At 44.7% G+C, this 25,790-nt stretch carries 14 protein-coding genes; 8 read left to right on the forward strand and 6 right to left on the reverse strand.

What is annotated here, in order from left to right:
- Positions 1–16: 16 nt before the first annotated feature.
- The 4 genes from RH88_RS08265 to RH88_RS08280 form a co-directional block, all read right to left on the reverse strand.
- Positions 17–1,759: a hypothetical protein gene (locus tag RH88_RS08265; protein WP_005594925.1), complete on the reverse strand. Its 1,743-nt coding sequence runs from the start codon at positions 1,757–1,759 to the stop codon at positions 17–19.
- A gap of 227 nt (positions 1,760–1,986) precedes the next feature.
- The gene (gene fdhF, locus RH88_RS08270) at positions 1,987–6,318 is read right to left on the reverse strand and encodes a formate dehydrogenase subunit alpha (RefSeq protein WP_005594927.1); all 4,332 of its coding nucleotides are present in this window, start codon (positions 6,316–6,318) and stop codon (positions 1,987–1,989) included.
- Between the two features lie 295 nt (positions 6,319–6,613).
- Positions 6,614–7,222 (reverse strand): GNAT family N-acetyltransferase, encoded by a 609-nt coding sequence (locus RH88_RS08275; protein ID WP_005594928.1) that lies wholly within the window; start codon positions 7,220–7,222, stop codon positions 6,614–6,616.
- Positions 7,223–7,322: 100 nt separating this feature from the next.
- The gene (locus RH88_RS08280; RefSeq protein ID WP_005594930.1) at positions 7,323–8,168 is read right to left on the reverse strand and encodes a helix-turn-helix domain-containing protein; all 846 of its coding nucleotides are present in this window, start codon (positions 8,166–8,168) and stop codon (positions 7,323–7,325) included.
- 228 nt (positions 8,169–8,396) lie between these two features.
- On the opposite strand from RH88_RS08280, the gene RH88_RS08285 reads away from it, so the two are divergent.
- The 4 genes from RH88_RS08285 to RH88_RS08300 all read left to right on the forward strand — a co-directional run bounded on the left by RH88_RS08285 (position 8,397) and on the right by RH88_RS08300 (position 12,886).
- Positions 8,397–8,741 carry a hypothetical protein gene (locus RH88_RS08285; RefSeq protein ID WP_005594931.1) on the forward strand — a complete coding sequence of 115 codons (345 nt, stop codon included), beginning with the start codon at positions 8,397–8,399 and terminating at the stop codon, positions 8,739–8,741.
- 176 nt (positions 8,742–8,917) lie between these two features.
- Positions 8,918–10,534: an amidase gene (locus RH88_RS08290; RefSeq protein WP_005594933.1), complete on the forward strand. Its 1,617-nt coding sequence runs from the start codon at positions 8,918–8,920 to the stop codon at positions 10,532–10,534.
- A gap of 56 nt (positions 10,535–10,590) precedes the next feature.
- Positions 10,591–11,589 carry a DUF2860 domain-containing protein gene (locus RH88_RS08295; RefSeq protein ID WP_005594934.1) on the forward strand — a complete coding sequence of 333 codons (999 nt, stop codon included), beginning with the start codon at positions 10,591–10,593 and terminating at the stop codon, positions 11,587–11,589.
- Between the two features lie 280 nt (positions 11,590–11,869).
- The gene (locus RH88_RS08300) at positions 11,870–12,886 is read left to right on the forward strand and encodes a helix-turn-helix transcriptional regulator (protein ID WP_005594936.1); all 1,017 of its coding nucleotides are present in this window, start codon (positions 11,870–11,872) and stop codon (positions 12,884–12,886) included.
- 202 nt (positions 12,887–13,088) lie between these two features.
- Here RH88_RS08300 and RH88_RS08305 read toward each other — a convergent pair whose 3' ends face one another.
- A complete protein-coding gene (locus RH88_RS08305) occupies positions 13,089–16,451 on the reverse strand; it encodes an Ig-like domain-containing protein (RefSeq protein ID WP_005594938.1) in 3,363 nt (1,120 codons plus the stop codon).
- 777 nt (positions 16,452–17,228) lie between these two features.
- Here RH88_RS08305 and RH88_RS08310 point away from each other — a divergent pair.
- The 3 genes from RH88_RS08310 to RH88_RS08320 all read left to right on the forward strand — a co-directional run bounded on the left by RH88_RS08310 (position 17,229) and on the right by RH88_RS08320 (position 22,677).
- Positions 17,229–18,014 (forward strand): class I SAM-dependent DNA methyltransferase, encoded by a 786-nt coding sequence (locus tag RH88_RS08310; protein ID WP_005594940.1) that lies wholly within the window; start codon positions 17,229–17,231, stop codon positions 18,012–18,014.
- A 255-nt stretch (positions 18,015–18,269) separates the two neighbouring features.
- On the forward strand, positions 18,270–19,154 hold the full coding sequence (locus RH88_RS08315) for a lipase family protein (protein ID WP_005594941.1): 885 nt from the start codon (positions 18,270–18,272) through the stop codon (positions 19,152–19,154).
- A 673-nt stretch (positions 19,155–19,827) separates the two neighbouring features.
- Positions 19,828–22,677, forward strand: coding sequence for an Ig-like domain-containing protein (locus tag RH88_RS08320; RefSeq protein ID WP_005594942.1), 2,850 nt, complete (start codon positions 19,828–19,830; stop codon positions 22,675–22,677).
- A gap of 348 nt (positions 22,678–23,025) precedes the next feature.
- Here the strand turns inward: RH88_RS08320 and RH88_RS08325 are convergent, their stop codons facing one another.
- Entirely contained in the window at positions 23,026–24,357 is a 1,332-nt protein-coding gene (locus tag RH88_RS08325; protein WP_005594943.1) for an MFS transporter, read from the reverse strand.
- 1,141 nt (positions 24,358–25,498) lie between these two features.
- On the opposite strand from RH88_RS08325, the gene RH88_RS08330 reads away from it, so the two are divergent.
- Positions 25,499–25,705, forward strand: coding sequence for a hypothetical protein (locus RH88_RS08330; RefSeq protein ID WP_005594946.1), 207 nt, complete (start codon positions 25,499–25,501; stop codon positions 25,703–25,705).
- The last annotated feature ends 85 nt before the right edge of the window (positions 25,706–25,790 follow it).

Consider the following 25,790-nt stretch of genomic DNA (forward strand, 5'->3'; position numbering starts at 1 on the left):
ATGACTTATTTATCGGTTAGATGACAGGTAAGTCTGTAGGTAAGCTTTTGATAAAATTATGATATTTGAACTTGTGTCGTAGGCTCTGTCCATATAGCTGTTCAATTAACGGTAGTGTGTGTTGAGTATGGAAGCGGCCAAACTGAGCAATATCAATGATGTTTAAATATCGGTTCACTAATGGTAAATAGCGGATGTTATGCGCCGCTAAACTCAAAACCATATCAGATAGCGCGGCTTTATTTTCACTACTTATTAATGTGGATGCGTACGGATAAGCGCAGAAATTCTCGATTATTTGCCCCATCATGTTAGCCGCACCTGAGAGTTTTATCGCCATAGCGCAAAAATCAGCTTCTGAGCGCTGGCTACCATCTTGATCTTCAATCAGCCACTCAAGACGAATACCTTTGACGTGATCTTCTAAGCAAGCGGTTCGTTGTTGCATTTCTTGAAGCCCCTCTAACACGCACTCGGGCAAGGCGAGATAGTCAATTTCAATGACGTTAATGCCATCACGGGTATAGGACATTCTGAATGCATCACTCATCTCTACTTCAGCTTGTTTCGCTTTTTGATAGGTGACAGTTTGTTGTGCCAGCTCGTTATCGCTAGGTTTAACTTCAGCAATATCAACAATCTTGATATCACAGTTGATGACAGCTAATTGATGATGGTTTAACAGCTGTAAGTGATAATTATATTGGTTAAACGCCACTTGATTGAGCGGATTTGGTTGTTCAGACTCCTCACTTTCTTGCGTCGGCATGACTAGGGGAGACATGCCGATCAACTGATAATCTTGTTGGCGAGGACTAAAATAAAGCTTACGTAAAGTGCCATCAGTCCAGCACGACCAGCACGCATCCTCTTGATCACTAAAGCGAATGCCTTTCAGCGTTTCCACCCATTCTTCAAGGGCATCCTCTACGTCATCATCATCGAGCTCCTCGTCAGCATAATAATCTTGGAGAGTTTGACGTACTTCATCATCCAGTATCTGCTCAGTGTCATTGCCAAACCAACGAACAGTTTTAATCCACAGTGTATTAAAGTTGTTTAAATCGACCAGTTGCAACTGAAAACCCAGTTGGAGATCCCCTTTATTTTCTTGGCATGGCAGTGTGTCGAAGAAAGGAAGCAGGGCAATATCGCGCTCAGGACAGAGCGCAAGCATATTGCGAGTTTGATACATTCCCGCCGCAGGGAGGGAGTCGAGGAGGTGATGGTTAGCTTCTCCAGTGACAGGGTTAATAACCCAAAATCCTTGTGTTCTTTTGTGTAGTTTGTCGCTGCATTCTTGATAGAACAAAAAGCTGCCATCACGACGGCGATGCAGTTGCTGTATATCAAGATATTCTGGCAATTGAACTTGCGCAATAAGTTGCCAATTTTTTAGGTTCCAACCATACAATCGGTCGCCCTGCTCATCGTCTATTTTTGCTGCAGCGGCATACCAGAACTCTTGTTTCGTTTTATCTAGCCAACCTTTGCCGCCGTGAATACCCATTACAGGTAAAGTGGTTACTAGAGTCAAATCACCCTGAATAGAACCTTTATGAATCCGTCCAGTTGTCGTTGCGACGACAAACTCATCATCGTTATAAAATTCGGCTAGGCTGATATTGCTTTCACGCTGTAATTCACCCAGATCACGTTGCCAATGCAACTCATTACGTCCGTCTGGCAAAGGAGAAAGCAGTTGTAGTTCAAGGCGATGTGGTTCACTTGAGATATTCAGTATATAAGGCGTTGTCATCAATCATTCCATGCAATCGGTAGCAAATAATTTTAACCACTGAAATAGACATGAGTGTTTCATTGAATGCAGTGGTGGTTGGGTTTTTGTTGTTATGAATGGATTATATCAACCATAAGGACTAATTGGATTGTCCAAGGCGATGTTTTATAAAGAAAAGGGCGAGAATTACTTTAACATTCTCGCCCTTTGTTGGTGACTAAAGGTATTGGATATTTTGGGGCCAGTTAAACCATCTCAGTCTGCAGCGTTTCTACGCGCACCGCGGCCACTTTGAACTCCGGTATTTTCGCATGCGGATCGGTCGCGGTAGAGGTTAAGCGGTTGACCGGCGATTCAACAAAGTGGAACGGGATAAAGACTAATCCCTTTTGGATTCGCTTGGTGACAAAGGCGTCAATTTCAATGCTGCCACGTCGTGTCGAGACCTTGAGTCGCTGGCCATTGCTAATGCCCAGTGCTTCGGCATCTTCCACGCTGATCATCGCTCTTGGCCCGGCAAGATTGTCTAACCCCTTGGTTTTGCGCGTCATGGTTCCCGTGTGGAACTGCTCCAATACGCGCCCGGTGGTGAGCACTAATGGGTACTCATCATCAGGAAGCTCTGCCGCATAGCGGAACGGAATCCCCACCATTTGCCCTTTACCACGGGTAAATTGGGTTTGGTGCATAATGCGCGTGCCATGTGGATTGTTCTTGTTACTTGGCCATTGAACGCCGTTTGGTGGGATGTTTTCCCATTGCAAACCGACGTATTGCGGCGTCACTCGAGCGATCTCACTGGTGATGTTGGCGACATTTTGATAGTGCCAGTCGCTACCCATGGCATTGGCAATTTGTTGAATGATCCACCAATCTTCTTTTGCTTCACCCGGCGCGTTAACCGCTTTATTAACGCGCTGGACACGACGTTCGGTATTGGTGAAGTGACCAGACTTCTCGGCAAATGAGCAAGATGGTAGCACCACATCAGCATATTGAGCGGTTTCAGTGAGGAAGATATCTTGCACCACTAAGAAATCCAATGCCTCCAAGCCCTCAATAACGTGCGCTTGGTTAGGATCGCTCAGTACAGGGTTTTCACCCATGATGTACAAACCACGCACATCACGATGGCAAGCAGCGTCGATAATTTCAGTTAACGTCAAGCCGTGTTCATCAGGCAAGTTTGGCGCATTCCATTCAATGGCAAACTTCTGACGTACCATTGGGTTATACACCTTTTGATAGCCAGGGTAGCAGTTTGGCAATGCGCCCATGTCACACGCGCCTTGCACGTTCGATTGGCCGCGTAGTGGGTTAATACCACCACCTTCAATACCAATGTTGCCACACAGCAATTGCAGGTTGGCGATTGAGCGTACGTTGTCGTGCCCAGTGGTGTGCTGAGTAATGCCCATGGAGTAGTAGACCGCAGTTCGTTCTGCTGTACCAATCATACGCGCCATGGCAAAGATATCTTGAGCTTTAACGCCGGTAACCAGTTCGACTTTATCCAAGCTATAGGCCGGTGACATGACTTCTTGCAGTAAGGTATCAAAGCCATCTACACGCTCTTCGATGTATTCTTGATCGTACCAGCCATTTTTGATGATTTGTTGCATCACGCCGTTAAGGAGCATCACATCCGTACCAGGGCGGTGTGCTAAATAGAGTTCAGCGTGATCGGCCATATCAACTCGTTTTGGATCGGCGACCACTAAACGCGCACCGTGATGACGAATCGCCTGTTTAATGTGTGAAGCGATGATTGGGTGGGCTGATGTGGTGTCAGAGCCAATAATAAAAATCACGTCCGAGTGTTGGATACTTGGGATGTCATTGGTCATTGCTCCGCTGCCGAGTGAGGCTTCTAAGCCTGTCACACTTGATGCGTGGCATAAACGTGCGCAGTGATCGACGTTGTTAGTGCCGAGCTCGCGACGGATAAACTTCTGGAATGCGTAGTTATCTTCGTTGGTGGTTTTTGCCGAAGAGAAGCCCGCGAGTGCATTGCTACCAAAGTCTTGTTTAATACCGCTTAACTTGTTGGCGACCAATTGAATCGCTTCTTCCCAGCTGGCGGGTTGGAGCCAACCATCTTTACGAATCAATGGGGTGGTTAAGCGCTCTTCGCTGCTAATAAAGTCAAAACCGAAACGACCTTTCACGCACAGCATGCCTTGGTTAACCGGGGAGTCCCCCCCTTTGACGTAGCGAATGCGGTTACTGGCTTCATCGACCATCATGGTCAGTTTGCAACCCACACCACAGTAGGTACAGATAGTATCTAATGCTTTTAGGTGCTCATCACGACCTTGTGAGCGATCGCGGCTATCAACCATTGCACCGGTTGGACATGCCTGCACACATGCGCCGCATTGCACGCAGTTTGAATCTCCCATCAGGGTTAAACTGTCGCAGCTCGTATTGGCTGCCGAGCCATGGTTAACGCCATGCGCATCTTTGTTGTTGATGGCAAAACGTGGGCGATCATCTGGCCTCAAGGCTGGACGACCGTTTTTGTCGCACATAAAGCTTAAGACGCCATGTACCGCTGTTTCACGACAAGCTTGAATACACTGGCCGCAGCTAATGCATCGGTTAGCATCAAACTCAATGAATTCAGAGCTACGGTCCACGCTGTATTTGTGGCGAGGATCTTTGGATCGTAGGTCGAGCCAATCTTGGTGATCCACGACACTCGTCGCTTTGAGTGCAATAGAAGATCCGGCAAGTGAATGGTCAAAGTTTTGCTCAGCATGGTACTCGGTAGAATAGTCTCGCAGCGCGCAATCGGTGTTTGCTTGGCAGCCACACTCTAAGCAGCGTGCGGCTTCACGCATTGCTTCTTCGTTATCAAAGCCCAATTCCACTTCGGCAAAGCTTTGTTCACGCTGTGCTGGCGTCAGCTCTGGCATGATTGAGCGTGAAACCTTTAAGATATTTTCAAAATGCAGTGGATCGACTTGAGCCAGTTTCTTCTCTTTGCGCGAATTAAATGCAGGTGTTGGCATGTCAGCCATATCGCCATTGAGAAATAGGTCGATGGCTTTGGCTGCTACTCGGCCATCGCCGACAGCTTCAACGGCGGTGGCAGGGCCGCGACGGAAATCACCAATACTAAAAATGTTGCCCGTGCCAGTATGCATGGTTAGATCATCGGCGTCAGCCGTATTCCAGCGCGTCAGTGGGATGGTTAGCGAGTCATTGTCTAAAAAGCTCAAATCGGGCTTTTGCGAAACGGCGGCAATGACAGTATCAAACGCTTCGGTAAAGAATTCACCAGTGGCTTTTGGGCTGCGACGACCAGAGGCATCGGCTTCGCCCAGCGCCATGCGCTCAAGGCGAATCGCACTAACGCGACCTTTGTCATCAGCAATGTTTTCGGCTGGATTAGTTAAGAAATGGAATTTTACACCTTCGTGTTCAGCTTCAACGATTTCGTAATCTTCCGCAGGCATCTCATCGCGAGTACGACGATAAATCAAGGTGGTATCTGCACCAGCACGTCGCGCAGTTCGCGCACAGTCAATCGCGGTATTGCCACCGCCAATCACTGCAACTTTTTGTCCAGTGACGTAGTGCTGATCAGTAACATAATCTTTGAGGTAGTCGACACCTAAATAGCAGCCATCTAAATCACTGCCAGTGTAATTCATTTCAACCGCTTGCGAAGCGCCGACCGCCAAACAGACGGCATCGTACTCTTGGCTCAATTGCGACAAGGTGAAATCTTGACCAAGTTTCTGATTAGTCTCAATTTTCATACCGTTGCGACACATCAACTCGATCTCTTTGTCGAGAATGTCTTTTGGTAAGCGGTATTCAGGAATGCCGTAACGTAGCCAGCCACCAGCTTTAGGCATCGATTCAAATACGGTGACCTTATAGCCTTCGTTCGAGAGGTAATAGCCGGCGGTTAAGCCACCCGGGCCACCACCCACAATCGCGATACTATGTTGTTTGTCTTCTTTCTTTGCTGGCGTGTAGGCTTCGTGTGCGGCTAAATCTGCATCGGCGGCGTGACGCTTAAGTTGACGAATCGCAATCGGCTCATCGACCAAAGCGCGACGACATTCACTTTCACAGAATGCAGGGCAAACACGACCGATAGAGAGCGGCATCGGTAAGGTGCGTTTAATCACCTCGATCGCTTTTTGATGGTCGTTTTGCGCGATATGGTAAAGGTAAGATTGGATGTCGACGCCAGCAGGGCAGGCGGTTTTACACGGCGCCTCACAATCGGCATAGTGATCGGTCATGATGCGGTTGAGCGCTTGTTTACGGTGAGCACTTAATTGCTCTGATTGGGTGACAACATTGAGGCCGTGATAAACTTCAAGTTCACACGCGCGCTTTAGCTCAGTTGGTTGTAAGCGGTTGTTTGCTTGCTCAGATGATGGTTGGTCGTTGTTGTTTGTTATTTCCACCATACACAAGTCACAGGGCACTTTTTCATTGCTTTTGTTCATGCCGCATAATGAAGGGATATCAACACCACACACTTTGGCCACTTCTAATAGGGTGCGGCCCTTTTCTACAATTCGATATTTTCCATCAATGACGATTTCTATCATGCAACCCTCGGAGTCGTACAAGCTAAGCCAAAACGGCTTATGTAATCCGTACATTCTATAAGGATAATCGGGGGTAAAACAAATCCGACCTAGCAGAAAATCATTTTAATAAGTAAATTTTGCCTGCGAAATAAGCGATATATTCTAAAGTTAGGTATTAAATGTTGATGCTAAGTTCATAATTTACCTAAATAAGTTTGCGAGTGACTACACGCAATTGGGATGAAGCCCAAAGAAAAAAGCCGCCAATACAAAAGTATAAACGGCGGAGTATTTTGCGCTACTGTGGTTCAGTTTAGTGGTTTTGCCGTGCAGAGAACTGTTTTAGGGTCATGCCGTAGTATACTTTGTCGTCAAAGCCTTGCTCTGTCTTAAAGTAATCAAGCTGACGACCTTCGAGCACAAAACCGCATTTTTCCATTGTCTTGTAAGAACCAGTGTTTGATGCGTAACAATCTGCGCTGATTTTATGCGCTTCTAGCTCAGTAAAGCCAATCTCAGTCATCATTTGGCAAGCGCGAGTGGCAATGCCTTGTCCCCAAGCATGAGCCGGTAATTGGTAGCCAACCTCATAGTTACCTTGTAGGAACATCACCGGTGTTACGGCGGTCATGCCCATATATCGGCCGTGCTGATCACGAATAATGAACGTCGGTGTTTCCGGCCAAATACCGTCTTTGATCGCTTGGGCGGTGTTTTCAATGATTGGGCCAAAGAATCCTTCGTATAAGCTGTTGTCTGCTGGGGCAAAGAACAGGTATTGGTTGACCTTGTCATCGTTAAGCATTTCGATGATCTCGGCTAAGTCAGTAGCTTGGATTAGTGCAATGGTTAAGGTGTCGTTAAAAGGAATTGCGCCACCTTGTTTAAGTATTGAATATTGGTTTTGTTTTGAATTAGACATGGTTTACCTCGTTATCTGTAGCGCATCTTAGCCCACGTTAAGCGAGAGGAATTGGATATTTGCGACAAGTTTGATTTTCCGTTTCGTTGGCCTGAGAGACTTATTCAAAATCACCGTAAATGTCGATAGTGAGATCTCGCTGTTTGAGATACTTCGATGGCGTCTGTTTGAGCTGTTGTTTGAGCGTACGAATCAAATGCGATTGATCGCTAAAACCAAATTGTTGAGAAAAGCGGGTCCAATCAACATCATGTTCTTGCTGATACAACGCGAGGATCATCTGCTCTAAACGCATCATTTGCAGGTATTGCTTAACACTCAAGCCCAGCACTTGTTTAAAACTGCGTTCTAATGTTCGGCGAGAGCAAGCTGCCGCACGGGCAAGGTTTTCGATATCCATTGCGGCATCAGTAGGCGCTTGCTCAAGCTGCGATGCTTCTAACGCGGCCGTAGCTTTCTGCGCGACAATATAGGCATTATTGCGGCTTGGTTGCAGTTGGAGCTTATCAAGATGTTGGCGAATATGCTGGATCAATTGAGTTTGGCTGGTGGTGTGCTGCCACAGCCCTTGTTGGAACTGATCATCAAAGAGCAAGCTTAACCAATCAAACCACTCGCATTGGTTGATGTTGGACACTGAGTTTGTGTTGAGTACATACAAGCTCTCAGGGCGAAAGGTAATGCCGATGCGTTTGAGTGGGGCATGATCGTCGAGTAGCAGTAAGTTTTCGTTGGCGGTTAACAGGTGACTGCCTTGGCCAGATAAGCATTGTTCACCGTTATCGTAGCTATAGCTTTGTTCGGCAGGTGTAAATAACAGATGCGCGCGGGCATTAGGAATAAGGTGAGGTTTTGGGCTTATCTCTTCACCTGCTTTCACTTCTAGATACCAGATTTGATGGATGAGCCATTCATATCCCGCTAGTGACTGTTTCCACGCGATCATTGGTTACCTTACATTGTCTAAATTACTTTAAGTCATTGTTAGTGTAACTCACTTTATTATTTGTCAAACAACGTCTCTGATATCAATCACAAAGAAACGGCGATAATTGCAGCAGCTGAATTAGAACCCTTATCTAGATCAACAGTTAGTCGAGCCGAGTTAACGACAGGGTGCTAAAAAGGCGGTATGCTTTTTGGTAAATAAAATAAGTAATTGGCGAACAATACTATGAGAATTTCTGTTGATGGCGGCTCATTCAAAGTCGCAATTGAAACTGAGTTTGAAGGGCTAGTTGCAGAAGCGACAGATATCTTCCACACCACGCGTGTGCAAGCGCAAACTAATGATCGTGCGATTCTGCGTTTTCTACAAATCATCCTTGATCACAGTGAAGACGACGATGCAATTGGCTATGCGGTACTTGGTTTACTTGGTTGGTATAATGAAGTGATCAATCCCGTCACCGATAACGACATTGAACTAAATTTGCCGAAAATACTGCCGCACCTGCTTAACCCTGCGGGTGATATCACCGCCAATAGTGCCAACGATGTGAATACGTTTAAGCATTAATTCCGCACTATTCGTATTTGTAATAGCTATGGCTCACTTAAGCCTCTAATGATTGTCATTAGAGGTTTTTTTGTTTTTGTATCACGCTAAACGGTGGCGTATTTGGTCAAATTGGCGTAATTGGCTCATAAGCTGTCGCTATATGTCGAGTTGTAATACAAAGTTTTTCGTAATCTATGTTCATCGGTTGGACTTATCTAGAGCGAAAAACAATGAACAATAATCTAAAGCGTCGTGATTTTTTTAAAGTAATGGGTAAAGGGGCTGTCTCTGCCGCGGCTTTGACGATTCCCGCTTCTTTCGCAGCGGCGACATCGACAGCGTCAACAAAGCAACAAGGTGTCCCTGCTGATTTTAGAACACCGGATATGCCGTTAGATGCGACAGCGATGGCTGAGCTGGTTAGGCACAAAAAAGCCACACCAAAAGAGTTGGTTCAAGAAGCGATCTACAAAATTAAACAAACCAACGGTGAGGTGAATGCAGTCGTCGCGGAATGTTATGACATCGCGTTGCAACGTGCTGAAACAATAAACCCAAACTCACCGTTTGCCGGCGTGCCGTTTCTCGCCAAAGATTGCGTCGATATTGAGGGGTTAGATAGCACTTTGGGGGCAATTTTGAATAAAGGCCGCAAACCTGAACACACCTCATGGTTTATTCAAGCCGCGCACAATGCTGGACTGAATACCATTGGCATGACCAATATTCCAGAAATGATGACATTAGGCTGTACGCAAAATCCGCTTTATGGCGCGACGCGTAACCCTTGGGATTTACGTAAAGGTGTGCACTCGTCAACTGGCGGCGGTGCGGCTGCGGTAGCGGCGGGTTATACGCCAATTGTCCATTCAACCGATGGCGGTGGTTCATCCAGAATGCCAGCATCCGCAACCGGTATCTTTGGTTATAAGCCAAGCCGTGAGCAGTTGATTACCGGGCTGACTAATGGCTCAACGATGGAAGATTTTACGCATCAATCGTTTATGTCACGCACCGTGCGAGACACAGCATTAGCCATCTCAGTAACTGAAAATCACACTAAAGACAGTTTTAATACTGCTTATCCAAGAACGCCGATCGGCATGGTACACACAGCGTTAAATCGCCCGATCCGAGTTGGCGTTACGATGCGTGATATTTATGGCCGCTTGCCCGATGAACCAACTCAAGCAGCGATTCAATCGACCGTAAAGCTGCTTGAACAACTGGGCCACATCGTACTAGAAGTGGATATGCCAGTGAAAGATGGTGAAGCGTTCATGAATAGTTACATGGGTGTGTTTGGCAATAAGATGGCACAGTTTGCCGCTCAGTTTGATGCTTTGGGCGCACCCCTAGAATCGATGCCTGAAAAAGTGAGTGAGAATGTCACTTATCTAGCACGCACTATGCAATCTCGACTACAGAAAAATCCGAATCTATACCAAGAATCCAAAGGGCAGTGTGAAATATTTGCGGCAAAACATAATCGTGAATTCTTCAATAACATCGATGTGTGGCTAACTCCTTGCGCCCAGCATTCACCACAAGATATTAGCTATTTTGATCAGAAAACGCTGTCGGGAGAAGAGATCTGGAAACGCTCAGAAAAGTTGATGTCTTACACGCCAGTGGAAAATGTCGCGGGCAACCCTGCAATGTCAGTTCCGCTCTATTGGACGGCCGATAACATGCCCGTTGGCAGCCATTTTTCTGCGGCTCGTGGTAATGATCGCTTGCTATTTGAATTGGCATATCAGCTTGAAGTGGCCCGCCCATGGGCGAATAAAAGAGCCCCGATATTTGTTTAATAAATGACGTTCGCTACAGCAGAAGTTTCACTACCACGAATTAAGAGTTAATGACTATGAAAACCATTTATCCTGTCCTTTTTTGTTCTGTATTCGCCGCGGCGCCTGCATTGGCCGCTTTAGCGCCAGAGCCGGGTTTTAGTGGCAACGTGACTGTGCTCACCGCAGTGACATCCAACACCAGTAATTTGCATATTGATCAAGACAAAACGCAAAGCGTCGGCGACTTAAACTCAAAGGGCAGTGGTGAGGTAAGCGTGACACCGGGCGTGCTGGGATCACTGCAATACACCTTTGGCGATGATCTCAATAAACAACTGTTTATGGGGACGTCTCGAGACGATATCGTGACTGGCTCGCTAGCGTTTGAAATAGGTTACCGCCAACAGTTTGCTAGTGGCATGGTGTTTGATATCTCAGCGCTGCCCACCTTGATTTCGGGTGAGGTGTGGGATGACCCGTACGCCATTGATGAAGCTCGCAATAAAACCGATTTAACCGGTAATGTTATCCGTATGCAATTGTCGCAAATTGCAGGTTCAAACTTTAGTGTCGATATGGCGGCAGGCGAATCAGATGTGGATGACGAGCGTTCAGGTACTAAAGGCTTAGATCTATCACCGGAAGAGCAAGTGCACTTAACGCGAGAGCGAAACTATTTTTATCTAAAAACGGGGTACCGTTACTTCTTGCCAGAACAGCAAGCAATACTGCAGCCGTCACTTCATGTCACCAGTTCACGCCCCAAAGGTGAAGCGCTTTCGTTTGTTAGCTATGGTGGTGAACTGAGCTATGCACGTAAGATCGAGAGGCACGCTTTTGTGTTAACGGCGAGCGCCGCTTTGCGAGATTACGATGCACAAAATCCAGTTTTTAGTCAGACGCGTAAAGACAAAGATTACGGCTTATTCCTCGCATACGAATATACCGATATTCTTGGCTACCAAGATTGGGCGCTGGTCTCTTTTGTAGGTGCAAAAACCACTCAGTCGAATATTGATTACTACACTTCAGAGCAATACGTTGTTTCGGTTGGTTTAGATTACAAGTTTTAGTGCTAGGCGGTAAGCTTGTTGCTTGAAGAAGTAAGGCACTCTTTAGATGAGTGCGATAAGAACGATAAGAGCGAAGAGGGTGTCGATACGCAGTTTGCACCCTCATTCTAAACAATAAGCTTATAAGTAAGCCTTACTTGATTCGCTGCTCATTTGATGTGGGGGATTATCGCAAATTACTGAAGAAGGCGATGTCTTTTCGCTGACGGTTAGATACAATTTCGGGTTCTTCATGCACTAGCAAGGAGATAACAACGGAAGTGTAATCTAGCGAGTAATTATGGTGAGCGATTTTAGTACCCAACTGCCGATATTTTGGTTCAACTGTCTTGATGCAGCAATCAAGGAACGAACAGAAGAGAGCGCTGACATTTGGGGAGGAGAGCAGCAATATCTTCAGCTGTGTAGTAGCGATTCTGTTTCTGCGTATCAGTTAGAATATGCCGTGGCTGAGCTTTATCAGCGCCATGGTGATGAGCTGATTGAATTGTTTAGCCAAACCGCTAACCATTTCGATGAACTTGAGCAGGGCGCTCCTGTGCTCGCCATGCTTACTGCGCCCACTTTGCATGCTTTTTGTGATTTATTGTCTCACTACTCATTCCATATTCACCCACTGTTAAAAATCATTTGCCGTGAGACCGAACATGGCGAGCTTGAATTGTGGACGATCACTCAAGAGTACGTTGATGAGATTACCTTAATGTCTCATTTGAGCTTAGGGCTCTATATGAGCGTGATTTTAAAACTGATCCGTCGTTATCTCAAAGCGCCGGATCTGCGTTTACCTATTCACATCAATCGCATTACGATTGCTGGTGATGTTACGCCTTTGCTCGAGCGAGTGTTTAATATCGAAGTGAAATCAGGCTACGCGGCTCGTTATTTTTTGTTTAACCCTCAATTGGTCGATAAAGCCCACCGCCGTTACGATCCTGAATTGCATGAGCACCTAAAGGTGTTAGCAGAGCAGCAAAGCACACAAAGCCGAGAGCACAGTATCATTTGTAAAGTAAACGATGTGTTTAAGCGCAAAGAAGTGGTCGACATTACTCTTGATAGTATTGCGCAAGAATTACATATGAGCGGCCGAACGCTCAATCGCAAGCTACAACAAGAGGGGGTGAGCTTTCGTCGCTTGTATGATAAATACCGCTTAGAGCAAAGCTTAAATCTGCTCAATCAAGCTAACGTGAATATTACCCAAGTTGCTCTTGAACTGGGCTTTTCAGATTCGAGTGCGTTTACACGCGCCTTCAAACGATGGACTGGTGAGACGCCGACAAAGCGAGGTTAACGTACATTCCTTTCTCTAAAGGTTACTAGCACTCATCAGTCAGGTCTTTTCCATCATCGAATAAACAAAAAACACCCGCTGGTTTTCACCAGCGGGTGTTTTTATTTATGGCTATGAGGCACAAGCGAAATCAGAACTGTAGCTAAATCGCATGATGCATATAGCCTGACGCTAATCGCTCTGTGGCGAGTTGCCAGAGAGATTATTGCGGGTTAAGACCTAGCTGTTTAAGCACTAGCTTAAAGTTCTCACGGCGCTCTTTCACATTGTGAACATCACCAGTTGAACAGGTTAGATCTGGACAGCCACGGTTAACGATACCAGAAACGTCATCAATGAACTGAGAGCCTTGTAGGCCACTGTCCACGTACTTTTTCAGTTCGTTGTGGTAGTTCCAATCACCGTATTGACCGCCTTCATCGTTGTACGCTTGTACTGACGTTACCCAGTAGAACAGACCTGCAATCCACTTAATTTCACGGTTCTCTTCAGAGCTACAAATTAGGCCTGGGTTTGAACAGAAATCAAGCTCAGCGTACAGTGGGTTCGCTGGTGGCGCTTCAACAGTTACACCATCAATGGTTTGACCAATGGTTGATGGATCAACGTGTGAACGACCTAGGTAATGGTTAAGCGTACCGAAGTTTTGGCGACCCGTCGTTTGGATTACACCACGACCCCACCAACCACAACCTTCAACACTTTCTTGGCTGCTGCCGTCCCAAATAAAGCTACCCGCTTTTTGGCCAACGTATGTTTTACATTCGTCACGTTCCCAAACTTGCTTAGAGGTATCTACTTTTTCAGGTACATCGTTACAGTGACCGTTGTTGGTCCAACGACCCACCGCACCATTAACCAATAGACCACGTTCTTCAAGTACGGCATCAGGTGCTGCAAAGACAGGAGCTGGCGCGCCGTACCATTTAGCATGAGTCAGTGCGCTCACTTCCATCTTGTTATCACGAGGACAAGAGTAAGCGTAGTCTAGGCCTGAAACTGGGTTTACACCGTAATCTGCGTACTTCTGACCAAGTTGGCCACAGCTTGCGGTCATTGGGTAATCCGTCGGAGCGCCGTATTTCACTTCTGACCAGTTGTTCTCATCACACGCGTTGTAACGGATAGTCTCTTGCATACTTTGTGCTAGGAACGCGGCAATCGCGACTTTTGCATAAGTCATGTTAGTTTGATCATCAGCTTCATCGCTGAGTAGCCAGAACTTGTTACCTGCTACACCAATGTTGTGCATTGCGTTTAGGCCATCAAGGAAATCAGCCCATTTGTATACTGTTGAAGGTTCCCACTGTGATTGCGGAGTCTCGTAAAGGAACGCTTGATTGTTCATTACGTCTTCAGCATCGGCCAGTTGTTGGTTAAGCGCTTCAATACGAGTTAGTGAACCTTTTTCCAGTTCAGCACCCACGTAGTAAAGAGGCACTTTTGCATCTTGGTAACGTTCGATCTTAGCGGTTAGCTCGGAATCATTCTTATCGAATAGAACCGCGAATACGTTGCTAAATGCTGCTTTGCGAAGTTTTTGCTCACTTGTGGTGTTACCCATGAAGTAAGTAGCCGTTTGCTCTGTTGGCATGTTTGCCAGCATGACAGGGGTCTTAACGTAGTCAGAAACTTGTTTTACGTACTCTAGTGCGTTGTGCCATTGCTCGCTTGATAACGCATCAGTAGCGTTAGATTTAGTGAAGGCAATGAAGTCCGCTTTAGTCACTGAATCTGCTTTGTACAGTTCAAACTTGTCTAGCATTTCTGCAGAGTAGTTCGATGCTGCATCCCATACCGACTGACGGCCTGAATGCGTGTCAAAAGCGAAATCGCCAATGCTTAGCGTCCAACCGTAACTGGCTTCAGGTGCAAGCGTGGTGATGATTAGGTTATGCGCTTGTGCCCAACCTTTCGCATCGTTGGTTAGTGCATTGATATCATCAACATCAATACGGCTACCAGTGATATCAACCGCGTTGATTAGCGCTTCTTTCACCGAGATAGCACCAAAAGATTGGCCTTTATCTTGCGTCGCGTTATCAAGTACGTCGCTGTTGATAATGATCGAAGTTGAACCGGCTTGAGAAGCTGCTTCAATTACAGCCACAAAGCTGTTAGTTAGCGCATCGAAATCCGCCAGATCAGCGCTGTTGATTGCATCGATGGTCACGTTGGTAGGTGCTGATATAGTTGCTGGACTTGCAACAACCAAAGTATTTGGCCAACCTGCAACTTCCAGACGAACAGGGTCCATCGGGTTTGGTAGTGATAGCAGTGGTGCAGTGCCTGGTTCTGAACCGTCACAGTTAAGGTGTAGAGACCATGAAGCATCGCTACCTGGAATTGACTGTGTCCAGTAAATTGCAGAGTAAGCGATATTGTTGTGTACCATGATGTCACCGCCAGTCGCGTGTGTACCTTGCGTCCAGTCTGGGTAAACATTGAAATCAGCACACAAACCACCTGGTGGTGTTACGGGTGGCGGCTCAACGGCTTCTTCTTCAACGGTGATTTTTACGTTCACGCTTGAAGAGAGGTTTTGTGCATCGGTAGCGATCGCTTTCAGCGTTACGTTACCCGCTTGAGTCGGTAGCCAGTTACATGCAAATGCATCCGTTGTTGCTGCATCAAAGCTACAGATTTGCTTGTTGTTTGCTTTCACAACTAGCGTAGATAGGTCATTGTCTGCATCGGTTGCGTTTACTGAAATAGCAACAGAGTCTGTTACTTTAATCGTTGTGCCATTAGAAGGGGTTACGAATGAAACGACAGGCGCGACGAAATCTTCATTAACATCTGCTTCTACAGTGACATTAACTGATTGCTGTTCTAGCGTTTGGTTTTTGCTGTCTAATACCAGAACTTTAACAGTTCTATTGCCAGCGTCTTTCGGTGTCCAAGTGTGCGAGTAAAGCGTTTGGCTTTGATCAATCGCTTTTTCAGCTAGTTTGGTGCTGTTTACCCAAAACTCAACTTTAGCTGCAAGTTCGCCGTCAACACTTGCTTTAATCGCAATAGGTTGATCCGTTTTTAACACTTGGCCTGCAACAGGAGAAAGAACGGATAGCTCCGTTGGTTCAGGTTCGCCAGTTCCCGGCTCGTCAGAACATTCGGTTAGCTGCCAAAACCAAGAACTTGCACTTGGTGTTTCCCAAACGCCAGGGTTGTTTTGAGCAATGAAGCACTGACCATCAAAAGAGACTATATCGCCATTGCTAACTTGAGTCTTACCCGGAACAAAAGGAATAACATCGCCTAAATCTGGGTCAGGAGTCGGATCAGGATCTGGTGTTGGGTCTGGATCCGGTTCAGGCTCTGGCTCACCAGAACAGACTGCAGCATCCCAAAACCATGAGCTAGCGTTCGGCGTTTCCCAAACACCTGGGTTATTTTTAGCAATGAAACACTCGCCATTATAAGTAACCATATCGCCATTTTGTACTTTGGTTTCACCAGGAACAAAATTGATGACGCCGGATGTAACACTTGCGTCAGCGGCGTATAAATAGCCACTGAACATAACACTGGCAAGCGCAGCTGTTATTTTGTTTATTTTTCTCACGGTTTAGTTCTTCTTTGATTTATTTATCCATGCAGATAAATGTATTAATGATTAGAGGTGAATGATGTCTCAATAACCGCTAATTCGGGAATTTGACGTTATTAAAGGGTGGTTAACCTATAAAATTGAGTATAAATGAACGTTTAGATTTTTATCCACACCTTCGTTTGTCAGGTCTTTCCTACGTAGCGTCGCACCTTACCAATAAGGGAAGGCTCTGATATTGTTGAATATACTTGAACATTTGGGTCAAACCCAGTTGCCATCAGTGTTCAGGCATGGCAATGGGGAAACTGACCGCTTTTGAATAAGTATAAGAAAACAACAGTTTCATCAAAAACCAGTTATATTAAAGAATAAGTAAAAATGTTTAATTAACACCGTAGTTTATACGTGAAATGAATTAAGTTATTTAACCACAAACATTCCGTCATATATTGAAATTATATGTTAACAAATAAACCTATTTTCCCTGCAAAACTTTATTAGGTTTTATGACGTTAATTCCAACTATTGTTAGGTTGGAATAAATATCACACAATGTTGAATGGGGAAGAAATTGCCATTGCTGTTGTTTATTTGTGCACTAAAAACAGTGGTATTTCATCGATAAAAATCGATAAAATATCGCAGTAGTAGAGGAGTCGATCTTGATGGTGAGATCGCTGATGTGATTGGCATAAGCCGCTTGTTTGAGCAGATGCTCGTATCGCGTGTGATCGGCTGACATGTCAAAATGGATGATTTTTCTTCGTAAAACGGAAGATTTGATATAGGATGCGCCACCGAATTTTATTTGAGCATCTGACATTGGGTACTATTCCTTCAAACGCCCTTTATACCGACCTTTCTGGTTACTACGATTTGATGTGTGCTGACATCGATTACCAAGCGCAAAGCCGCTATGTACGTCGACTGCACCAACTGTTTGGTAACGAAGGTAAACAACATCTCGATTTGGCATGTGGCACTGGCCCACATATTCGACATTTCCTTGATTTTGGCTACCAAAGTAGCGGTTTGGATTTGAATCAACCAATGCTCGATTTGGCAAAAATTCGCTGTCCTGAAGCAGAGTTCATGTTGCACAACATGTGTAATTTTACGGTAGAACAACCGCTGGACCTGATTACCTGCTTCTTATACTCGATCCACTATAGTGATGGCATCGAAAACTTAAAGCAGTGTATTGCGCATGCGCATGCGGCATTAGCAGAAGGTGGCATGTTCTGTTTTAACTCGGTTAACCGCAACAAGATCGATAACCGTTCATTTGTGCGTCATAGTGCGATGCATGATGAAAGTGAATTTATTTTTAGCTCAGGCTGGAAGTACAGCGGTGAAGGTGAACAGCAGTTCCTCACGCTAAGCATTGAAAAACACACCGATCTGGAAAAGCAATTGTGGAACGACGAACACCCAATGGTCGCCGTCAACTACGAAGAGTTAAGCGCTTTGCTTGAACCGTATTTTGAAGTGCATATTTTTGAGCACGACTACGAGAAGATCTTACCGTGGGATGGTCAATCAGGTAATGCATTCTTTGCCTGTGTAAAACGCTAATAAAAGCGCACCGATACCAAATTGAGAAGCCAGCCTTAAACCGCTGGCTTTTGTTTTTTTACCGGCACAAAATTGAATGCAATGTGAAATCGACTTAGCGCATGAGACAAATGCGCGTAACAAAAGCATGGCATTTAAAATAGTGCCTCTCATAACGACTCATTTAGGTCGGTAAATCCTCGCTCAACCATTCACCTCTATGACGCCTTTGCCCAAGATGAAATTAACAAGGCAAAACAGAGTAGAGGAAGCGATATGCCAACACGCGATCACACAGCCGTTGAAATTTCACCATATCAGCCACACGCTCACGACAAGCAAACTGTCAAAGCTGTCTCACCGTATAAAACGGGTTTAGATGCTGGCAATGCCTATTGGATGGCGCGGTTAGCCAAAGAAGTCTACGTCAGTGACTCTGAACACAACTCCTCGCCAGATGAAGAACGCATTCTGGCCAACTTGAAAGAAGACGACAAAGGATTTGTGAGTGTGTTTGGTGTGAGCTGCAACAGTGCACAAGCCGCACTGATAGAGCACCAAAACTATCTCTGTATTGCCTTTCGCGGCACCGATGAGCTCGCCGATTGGCTAGACAATCTCAACGCGTTTTCAACCAACGATCTGTTTGGCGCATTCCATCGTGGCTTTTGGCAATCGTTAGAAGATGTATGGCCGTCGCTGAATGAGCGATTTCGTTACTTACAGCAACATAAACCACGGCCACTGTTTATCACCGGGCACAGCTTAGGTGGTGCAATGGCCACCATCGCGGCCGCTAAATTGGTGCACGAAGATAAACCCTTCACCAGCGTTTATACCTTTGGTCAACCACGTGCAGTCACCCGAGAAACTGCGCGTATTTTCAATGCCGAATGCAAATCTCGCTACTTTCGCTTTCATAACAACAACGACATTGTCACTCGAGCGCCCGCTCGTTTGATGGGGTATAGCCATATCGGCAGTTATCTATACATTTCGTCTGAGCAGCAAGTTCACCAAGAAGCCGGCTTGTGGTTTAAGTTTATCGATTATGTCGATGGCGCGGTGTCTGCGTTATTGGAAGAGGGCATCGATCTGGTAGAAGATCACGATATCGATAACTACTTAGCGGCAGTAGAGAAATGGGATTTTGTCGGGTGAGCGTATAAAGATGCGCGAGTCTAAGAAGCGCAACCTCGCTATTCTCGTTTTGTCCCCACATCAGTCCATTCCCGCGTAGGTCGGAATCTCTTTTTATATTCGTTTTAAATCTAGCGTTCATTTTGAACACAATAAAAGCAAAAGCGAGATTCCCTTTTCCAAGGGAATGACCGAGTGGTGTTGTGAGCTCTAATGTCTACAGAGACCATTCATCTAGAGGCAAGAAACTCTGCCCTTACGTCATTCCCGCGAAGGCGGGAATCTAATGAATAAAAACTAAGTATGTTAGTTGTTGGCTGACTCGTTTTTGCCCCATTCCTTGTTTCGACTGATTCAGCACATCCACCACCAAAGCTTCATCTGACTTACTTTTCCTAATCCAACTATGTGACCAAATTCACTGTGCCACTACAGAATTTCAAGAAGGCCTATTATGCCTTCAGCTTCGATACACCAAACCTGATTGATTTCTAACATTTTTTTGCAGGAAGCTCACACAAAAGCATTTTGTAGGAATTATCCTGCTTTAGCTTTGCATTATACTCTTTAAAATTAATTACTTATTAGACATTGAAACACACTGCACAATAAGTATGTTCATTAGCTGCAACCCACCAAGTGTTTAATACTAGCCAAAAGAAATACCAACAATACCAATAAAAAAGGATATTCCATGAATAAAACATTAGGGGCAGCAATGCTTCTTGTCGCTGGGTTTACTTTAAGCCCTATTGCCTCAGCTATTGCTGCTGAACATGTAAATATTGACATTTCAGCAAATGAAAGTCAGTGGTGGAGCACTTATAGCGTTGAAATTCAAAATACTTCAAATCAAGTTATTGATATGAAAGAATCTACGGTAGAGTTTCTACTACCTAATGCTATCAACGATGTTAGTTTTGTATCTTCAGCGCTCTCATATCCGAGCTGGACTATTGAACATGAATTCACATCTGAAGGTGTTTATCACACTATCACTTATAAATTTGATGACGGTGTATGGGTTAAAAATACACTTCCTCGTGATGGATCATTCAATTTCTCCTTTGGGCTAAATAGCCAACTTCCAGATTTCCAATCGTTTGAAAACTCAATTAAATTCAATGGTTCAGGTGGTGGACAACCGCCTACACCAGAGCCAGAATTAGAATTGTCAATTCTTTCTCCTGTTGATGGACAAAAATTGACATCCAATGAAGCAACCGATATTACGATTTCTATTGCTGGTGAAACCGCGTCTAAAATCGAGTTTTGGGTCGACGGCAGTAAAATTGCTGAGCAAAATGTCGAGCAAGATAAAACAGATTATGCGCAATCTTGGACACCAAGTGAACTCGGTTTGGCAACAATCAACGTGCTTGTGTTTGATGAGAAAAACCAACAACTCAAACAGCAATCTGTCACAGTTGAAGTGGAATCGGATCACGATTTCTCAGCACCAGAAGTTCGTTTCATTACACCAGAAAATGGCGCCACTTTTAATAAAACAGAAACAGTATCGATCTCTGTTGATGCGTTCGATTCTGATGATGACTTAACCTCTGTTGTCATCAAAGCTAACAACGCTCAAATTTGTGAGTTTGACGCTAAGCAAACCGATCAATTTGCTTGTGATTGGCAGCCATCACAAGCCGGCTCTGTGACACTGAGCGCCATTGCCACCGATGAACAGAACCTAACGAGCACGACAAGTGTACAAATTACCGTTACTGAATCAAGCAACAGCTGTGGTGATGTTGCACCTTATCAAGACGGGATCAGCTACCAAGTTGGCGATCGTGTTTCGAATATTGGTGAAGTATTCTCATGTACAGTATCTGGCTGGTGTGGTAACCCAGTATGGGCACCAGGAACTGGACATCCTAGCTACCCTGATGCTTGGAAAGATGCTTGGCAATCAGAGGGAGAATGTGATCCAAACGCGTTACCTGAAATTGGTTTAGAAACGCCTTCTAACGGTGACCGCCTATCTCCGAATAAACCTTTTGACGTCATTGTCTATGCGACTGATGAAGATGGCGAAGTCGTAAAAGTAGAAGCTCTGCTTAACGGTAAGGTTGTCACAACAGCTACGCAACCAACATCAGACAATCAATACAAACTGACAGTTCCAGGTCAGGCTGAAGGTGCTTATGAATTAGTCACAGCAGCTTATGACGATAAAGGTGCATCAGCGGCAACGGCACCAATTACATTAGCGATTACCGACCAAGATCTTGTGGTTGCACTGACATCTCCAGTTGATGGTTCAAAATTCACGCAGGGACGTAGCATTAAACTTGCCGCTGACGCAGAAAGCTTCATTGGATCGATTCAGTCAGTGACCTTCAAGGTAAATGGAACGGAGCTAGTCACACTGAATAAAGCACCATACGAATATGAGTGGGTAGGTGCACAAGAAGGCACCCACACCATTGAGGCTATTGCCATCAATACTGAAGGTGACACGCTAGCAAGCCCAGTGTCGACGATTGAAGTAAAGGAAGCGAAACCAGAAACAGGTTTACGTGATAACCCAGACCGTTCAATTACTTATTTGACGTCGTGGGGACTGACAAATATTGAAGAACTGCAAAACTCTCAAGGTGATGCATACTTCTTGTCTTTTGGTAAGTGGGACTCTAACGGTAACATCCAAGTAACGGATTCAATGATTGAACCAAGTTACAACGACTCTTGGATGGCTCCAGGCTACCAGTCATGGACAGAACTAAAACATAGCCACCCAAATAAAACCATGATGGTTGCATTTGGTGGTCAAACGCATGAAAGTATGTGGGCTTATATGGACTCTCCTGCTGCACGCGAGTCGATTGCCAATGGTCTTGTTGAAATGATGAACAAGCCTTATCCAGTGTATAAGAAAAACCTTAAACCAGAAGATATGGTTGGAGAATGTCTTGCGACGAACTGGTCTGGTGAGTGCGATTACAGCAAGTATCAACTTGCTGGCTATGTAAGTATTGATGGCATCGATTTCGACTACGAAAAAGCCGCACGCCTTACAGAACAAGAGAACCGTAACCTAGAAGCGTTGATTGATTTGATTCGTGCCAAAGTCGGTAAGAGTAAGCTTATCTCTTTGACAACTTACCATGTAGGTGCCGACCCTGTGGAGTGTGCAAATCCAAGCGTTATTGAAAACTGTTCATTCATCGAGCCAGATCGTTCTAGCCACCATGGTGAAGTTATATCACTCCTTCAAAATACCAAAGATAGCGTTGATTTCTTCAACGTAATGACATACGACGCGGGTAAAAACTTCAAGTACGATGTAGCGATGGCAAACTATGCCAAACACGTGGGTGACCCATCAAAAATCGTGCTTGGTGCAACCATCAATAGCCAATGGGGGCCAGATGGTCGTTTTGTTGAAACTCGTGAAAATAATATTGAACGAGCAAAATGGCAGAAAGCTCAAGGATACGGCGGTTTCTTTATTTGGACGCTAGGCTCAAACACTGAAAGCCTTTCTATGCAAGAGCAAGTTGAATACTTCAACGAAATGATATCTCACAACTAAACCATCGCAAAGAGGCGCTGTCTAAACGAAGCGCCTCGTCTTTACTAGTCCCTGTAAATGATTCTGTGGGTTCTGTAGCAAATTTTGCTAAAGACGTGACAGGGGAGAGGCTGCGCTCAACAATGATCTTCTCCAGCCTAACTGGACTCTTACACTAAGCGATTTTCCGATACCAAAAGTTATCCGTACTTTTCCAATTTAGTGATTACTCTAAGAAGGTTTTGTCCACTTACGATTCAGCTACTCATTACTTAATCGGCTATCATCGCCTTACTGACATGTCTTTCATGCTTGTCGAGCACTCTTAACGATGGTCAAGAGTGCGCGACAAGCACAAACTGCATGCGTTTAAAAAATCGCTTTCTTTTTATTTTGGAAATAGAACATTGCACTGATGGCAATGAACAGCAGGGTAAAATAGTAGAAGAATGACGACAGTGAGGCTAAGAAGTCGAGATGCCTCTCTATTTGTTGCTCAGTGTAGTTCTCTGAGATCAATTTATAGTAGTAGGCATATAAGATCCCGATAGAGCCGTAACCTAGGTTAAACATCAAACCCTTAAAGCTTAAAACGGTTGCTCTATTATGTGATTCAGTCTTTTTATTGAGGTGATAGCTGATGAAAATATTCATCGTCATGATAATAAAGATCAGGATCAGCGCCGGTATTACTCCGTAAATCGACCAGCCAAGACTGATCCAATAATAAGTTGCCATTGTCGCTAAACCCATTACAACAATGAATTTTTTGGGTGCCATACTTTCAGCCAATCGACGACTTTGTCCTGCCAGGAGGATTTTGAGCAAACTTATCCCTGCGCCGATTAAACCGAAATAGATAATCGGGATATCAATGGCGCGATAGTATTGACTGTTCATGGTTAAAAACATGCGAGATGTGTGTTCGAACAAGCTGTAATAAAGCAATATGAACAGCACGTAAGGTGTCGAAAGCACCCATTTCCCCGTTATTCCTGTGAGTTTTAGGCTGGCGATGGTAGTGGCCATTTTGGTGTGATTCGCCGGTAATATTTTTTTCGCTTCTCTCATGTTTGTCGCGGCATAAATGGCGATCATCGCAACAATTAAGGTGGCATAAACAGGGATGCGCATGATGTCTTGGGTGTTTTGCGGTTCAGCTAATCCGAGAAACTGGTAAACGCCGCTCATGAAGTTAACGTCATACATGGCAGCGCCCAACAGCGTGACAAAAATGCCAACACTTGAGGCAATGCGAAGCTGAATTTGTAACACGCGCGGCCACAGTTCTTCTTTGCCCTGATCTTTTAGGGTGTCGTAAGCTAAGGCTTCATCGGCACCGCTTGCTAACGCTGTTGCTAAGCCACTTAAGATTCGGTTAATCAAAAATACGTTGAACACCAATGTCGGGTTACCAATCGGTACCACGGCGATCATGGCGATTTCAACAAACATGACAATCGATGACAACACCACGAGCTTTTTACGCCCTAAGGTATCAGCAAACGCGCCCGATGGGACTTCGGCAAGCACAATGGTGGCAGCCCAAACCACGTTGAGCATGGCAAATTGGGAAAGGGTTAGGCCGTAATCTAAATAGAGTAGTGTGAATATAGGGTAGTAAAAGCGCGCAAAGTAGCTGCTTCGAAACATTAAGAAGTAGCGTACATTACGAATTTGAAGGATTTCTTTGAGTGTCATGAAATATTCTGTAGTTTTAGCGACATAAGATTAGCGTTCGATCTTTATGAGGTAAATAGTAAAGATTCTGCCTTAGATATCATGAGATTGTTGCAAAAATCCATAAGTTTCTGAATGAGTAGCGTCATTATTCAAAGTTCGCTTTCAGTTTGGTTGCATAGTGAGTACTGTGCAACCATTAGCCATCATTAAATTGAACGCACTGGCTTTTGTGTTTTAAAGGATTATTACGTTTTGAGTACTGCGTTTATGGTGTAAATTTCATCCGTTAGCCGATATCAGCCTAAAATGAACAATTTAAGTGTTTGTTTTAAATGGTGTTGTAAATTTCAATCGAAATAGCTATCTATTCTGCATGTCAGGTGTATAGTGGCCTCAGCTTACGTAGCTTAGCGATTGATGAAATGTTAGTTGGATAAACTAGCTGTTTTGTCTCTAATCACTCCGTCATCTTTGCCCTGAGATGGTTTTCTTCATTCCCGATTTAGTTGTTTCGAATATTAAATTGCCATGTTATCGAGGTATCGGTCATATCAGACGATAGGCTTAGTTAAATGGTTGACGAAACGAAATATGTAGCGCCGTAGCAATCACTAGTTGCGCTGATATTGTTATCTATTTCAATGCTATTGCTACAGACAGTGTTAAACGTTGGCTGGAAGTCAGGGCGGTAAGGCTCACAGCTGCAAATGTTACTCTCGCTTAATCGATAGTCGCGGGATGGTTTAATTTTGGTGTGACAAGGTGTTTACATTTGTAGCCGCTGATTACTTAAAACCATCCACGATGAACCGGCAAGTATACTTTATCTAATGCAATACATTCGCTTGTGAGCGATGTATCAAAGCGTCATTTCTTATCCAGAGTGAATGTCAGTATTTGAGTTGGTTATTCAATTTGAGTAACTCGCTACAGTGGTGTTGAACTCACTAGGCTTAAGGTTGAGAGCTTTTTATATTGAAACTGAAATGGATATCTAACTTTGAAAAAGAAAACTCCAACGACTAAGCCGAGCAAAGGTACGAGTGAGGCTAAAGATGACAAGTCAAATAATATCCATCAAGTAAGGCGAAGAATTGAAGATATTCTGTTGGAAAGAGAGCAGAAAGAACGTTTGGATCTTTGATGGTAAGAGGAAGTTATGAAAAAACCGGTAAGAAAAAACGTCAAAAAGATGCGTAAAAGTGATTTTGAAGAGCGATTCACCAATATGGTTGGTGAATATAATCAAGCAAAGGAAATCCTTGAATCGTTAGCGGTAGGCACTGCCGAGTACAACAAACAAAAAAAACAGTGCGACATCCTTTTTGCTAGCGCCGAACGTTTCATAAATTCCGTCAAGAATTAATATTACGTGTGCAATACAAAGCCTGCATTTATTTGCGGGCTTTGTTTTATCTGCGTTTTAGAACAATACAACGTAGCAGTATGTA

The sequence above is a fragment of the Vibrio scophthalmi LMG 19158 genome (assembly GCF_000222585.1).
Lineage (GTDB): Bacteria > Pseudomonadota > Gammaproteobacteria > Enterobacterales > Vibrionaceae > Vibrio > Vibrio scophthalmi.

Excerpts from the sequence above, each read along its gene's own strand:
- RH88_RS08320 (WP_005594942.1), top strand. The coding sequence starts at position 19,828 with ATGAATAAAACATTAGGGGCAGCAATGCTTCTTGTCGCTGGGTTTACT.
- RH88_RS08300 (WP_005594936.1), top strand. The coding sequence starts at position 11,870 with ATGGTGAGCGATTTTAGTACCCAACTGCCGATATTTTGGTTCAACTGT.
- RH88_RS08310 (WP_005594940.1), top strand. The coding sequence starts at position 17,229 with ATGCGCCACCGAATTTTATTTGAGCATCTGACATTGGGTACTATTCCT.
- fdhF (WP_005594927.1), bottom strand. The coding sequence starts at position 6,318 with ATGATAGAAATCGTCATTGATGGAAAATATCGAATTGTAGAAAAGGGC.
- RH88_RS08285 (WP_005594931.1), top strand. The coding sequence starts at position 8,397 with ATGAGAATTTCTGTTGATGGCGGCTCATTCAAAGTCGCAATTGAAACT.
- RH88_RS08325 (WP_005594943.1), bottom strand. The coding sequence starts at position 24,357 with ATGACACTCAAAGAAATCCTTCAAATTCGTAATGTACGCTACTTCTTA.
- RH88_RS08280 (WP_005594930.1), bottom strand. The coding sequence starts at position 8,168 with ATGATCGCGTGGAAACAGTCACTAGCGGGATATGAATGGCTCATCCAT.
- RH88_RS08265 (WP_005594925.1), bottom strand. The coding sequence starts at position 1,759 with ATGACAACGCCTTATATACTGAATATCTCAAGTGAACCACATCGCCTT.
- RH88_RS08295 (WP_005594934.1), top strand. The coding sequence starts at position 10,591 with ATGAAAACCATTTATCCTGTCCTTTTTTGTTCTGTATTCGCCGCGGCG.
- RH88_RS08315 (WP_005594941.1), top strand. The coding sequence starts at position 18,270 with ATGCCAACACGCGATCACACAGCCGTTGAAATTTCACCATATCAGCCA.
- RH88_RS08330 (WP_005594946.1), top strand. The coding sequence starts at position 25,499 with ATGAAAAAACCGGTAAGAAAAAACGTCAAAAAGATGCGTAAAAGTGAT.
- RH88_RS08290 (WP_005594933.1), top strand. The coding sequence starts at position 8,918 with ATGTTCATCGGTTGGACTTATCTAGAGCGAAAAACAATGAACAATAAT.
- RH88_RS08275 (WP_005594928.1), bottom strand. The coding sequence starts at position 7,222 with ATGTCTAATTCAAAACAAAACCAATATTCAATACTTAAACAAGGTGGC.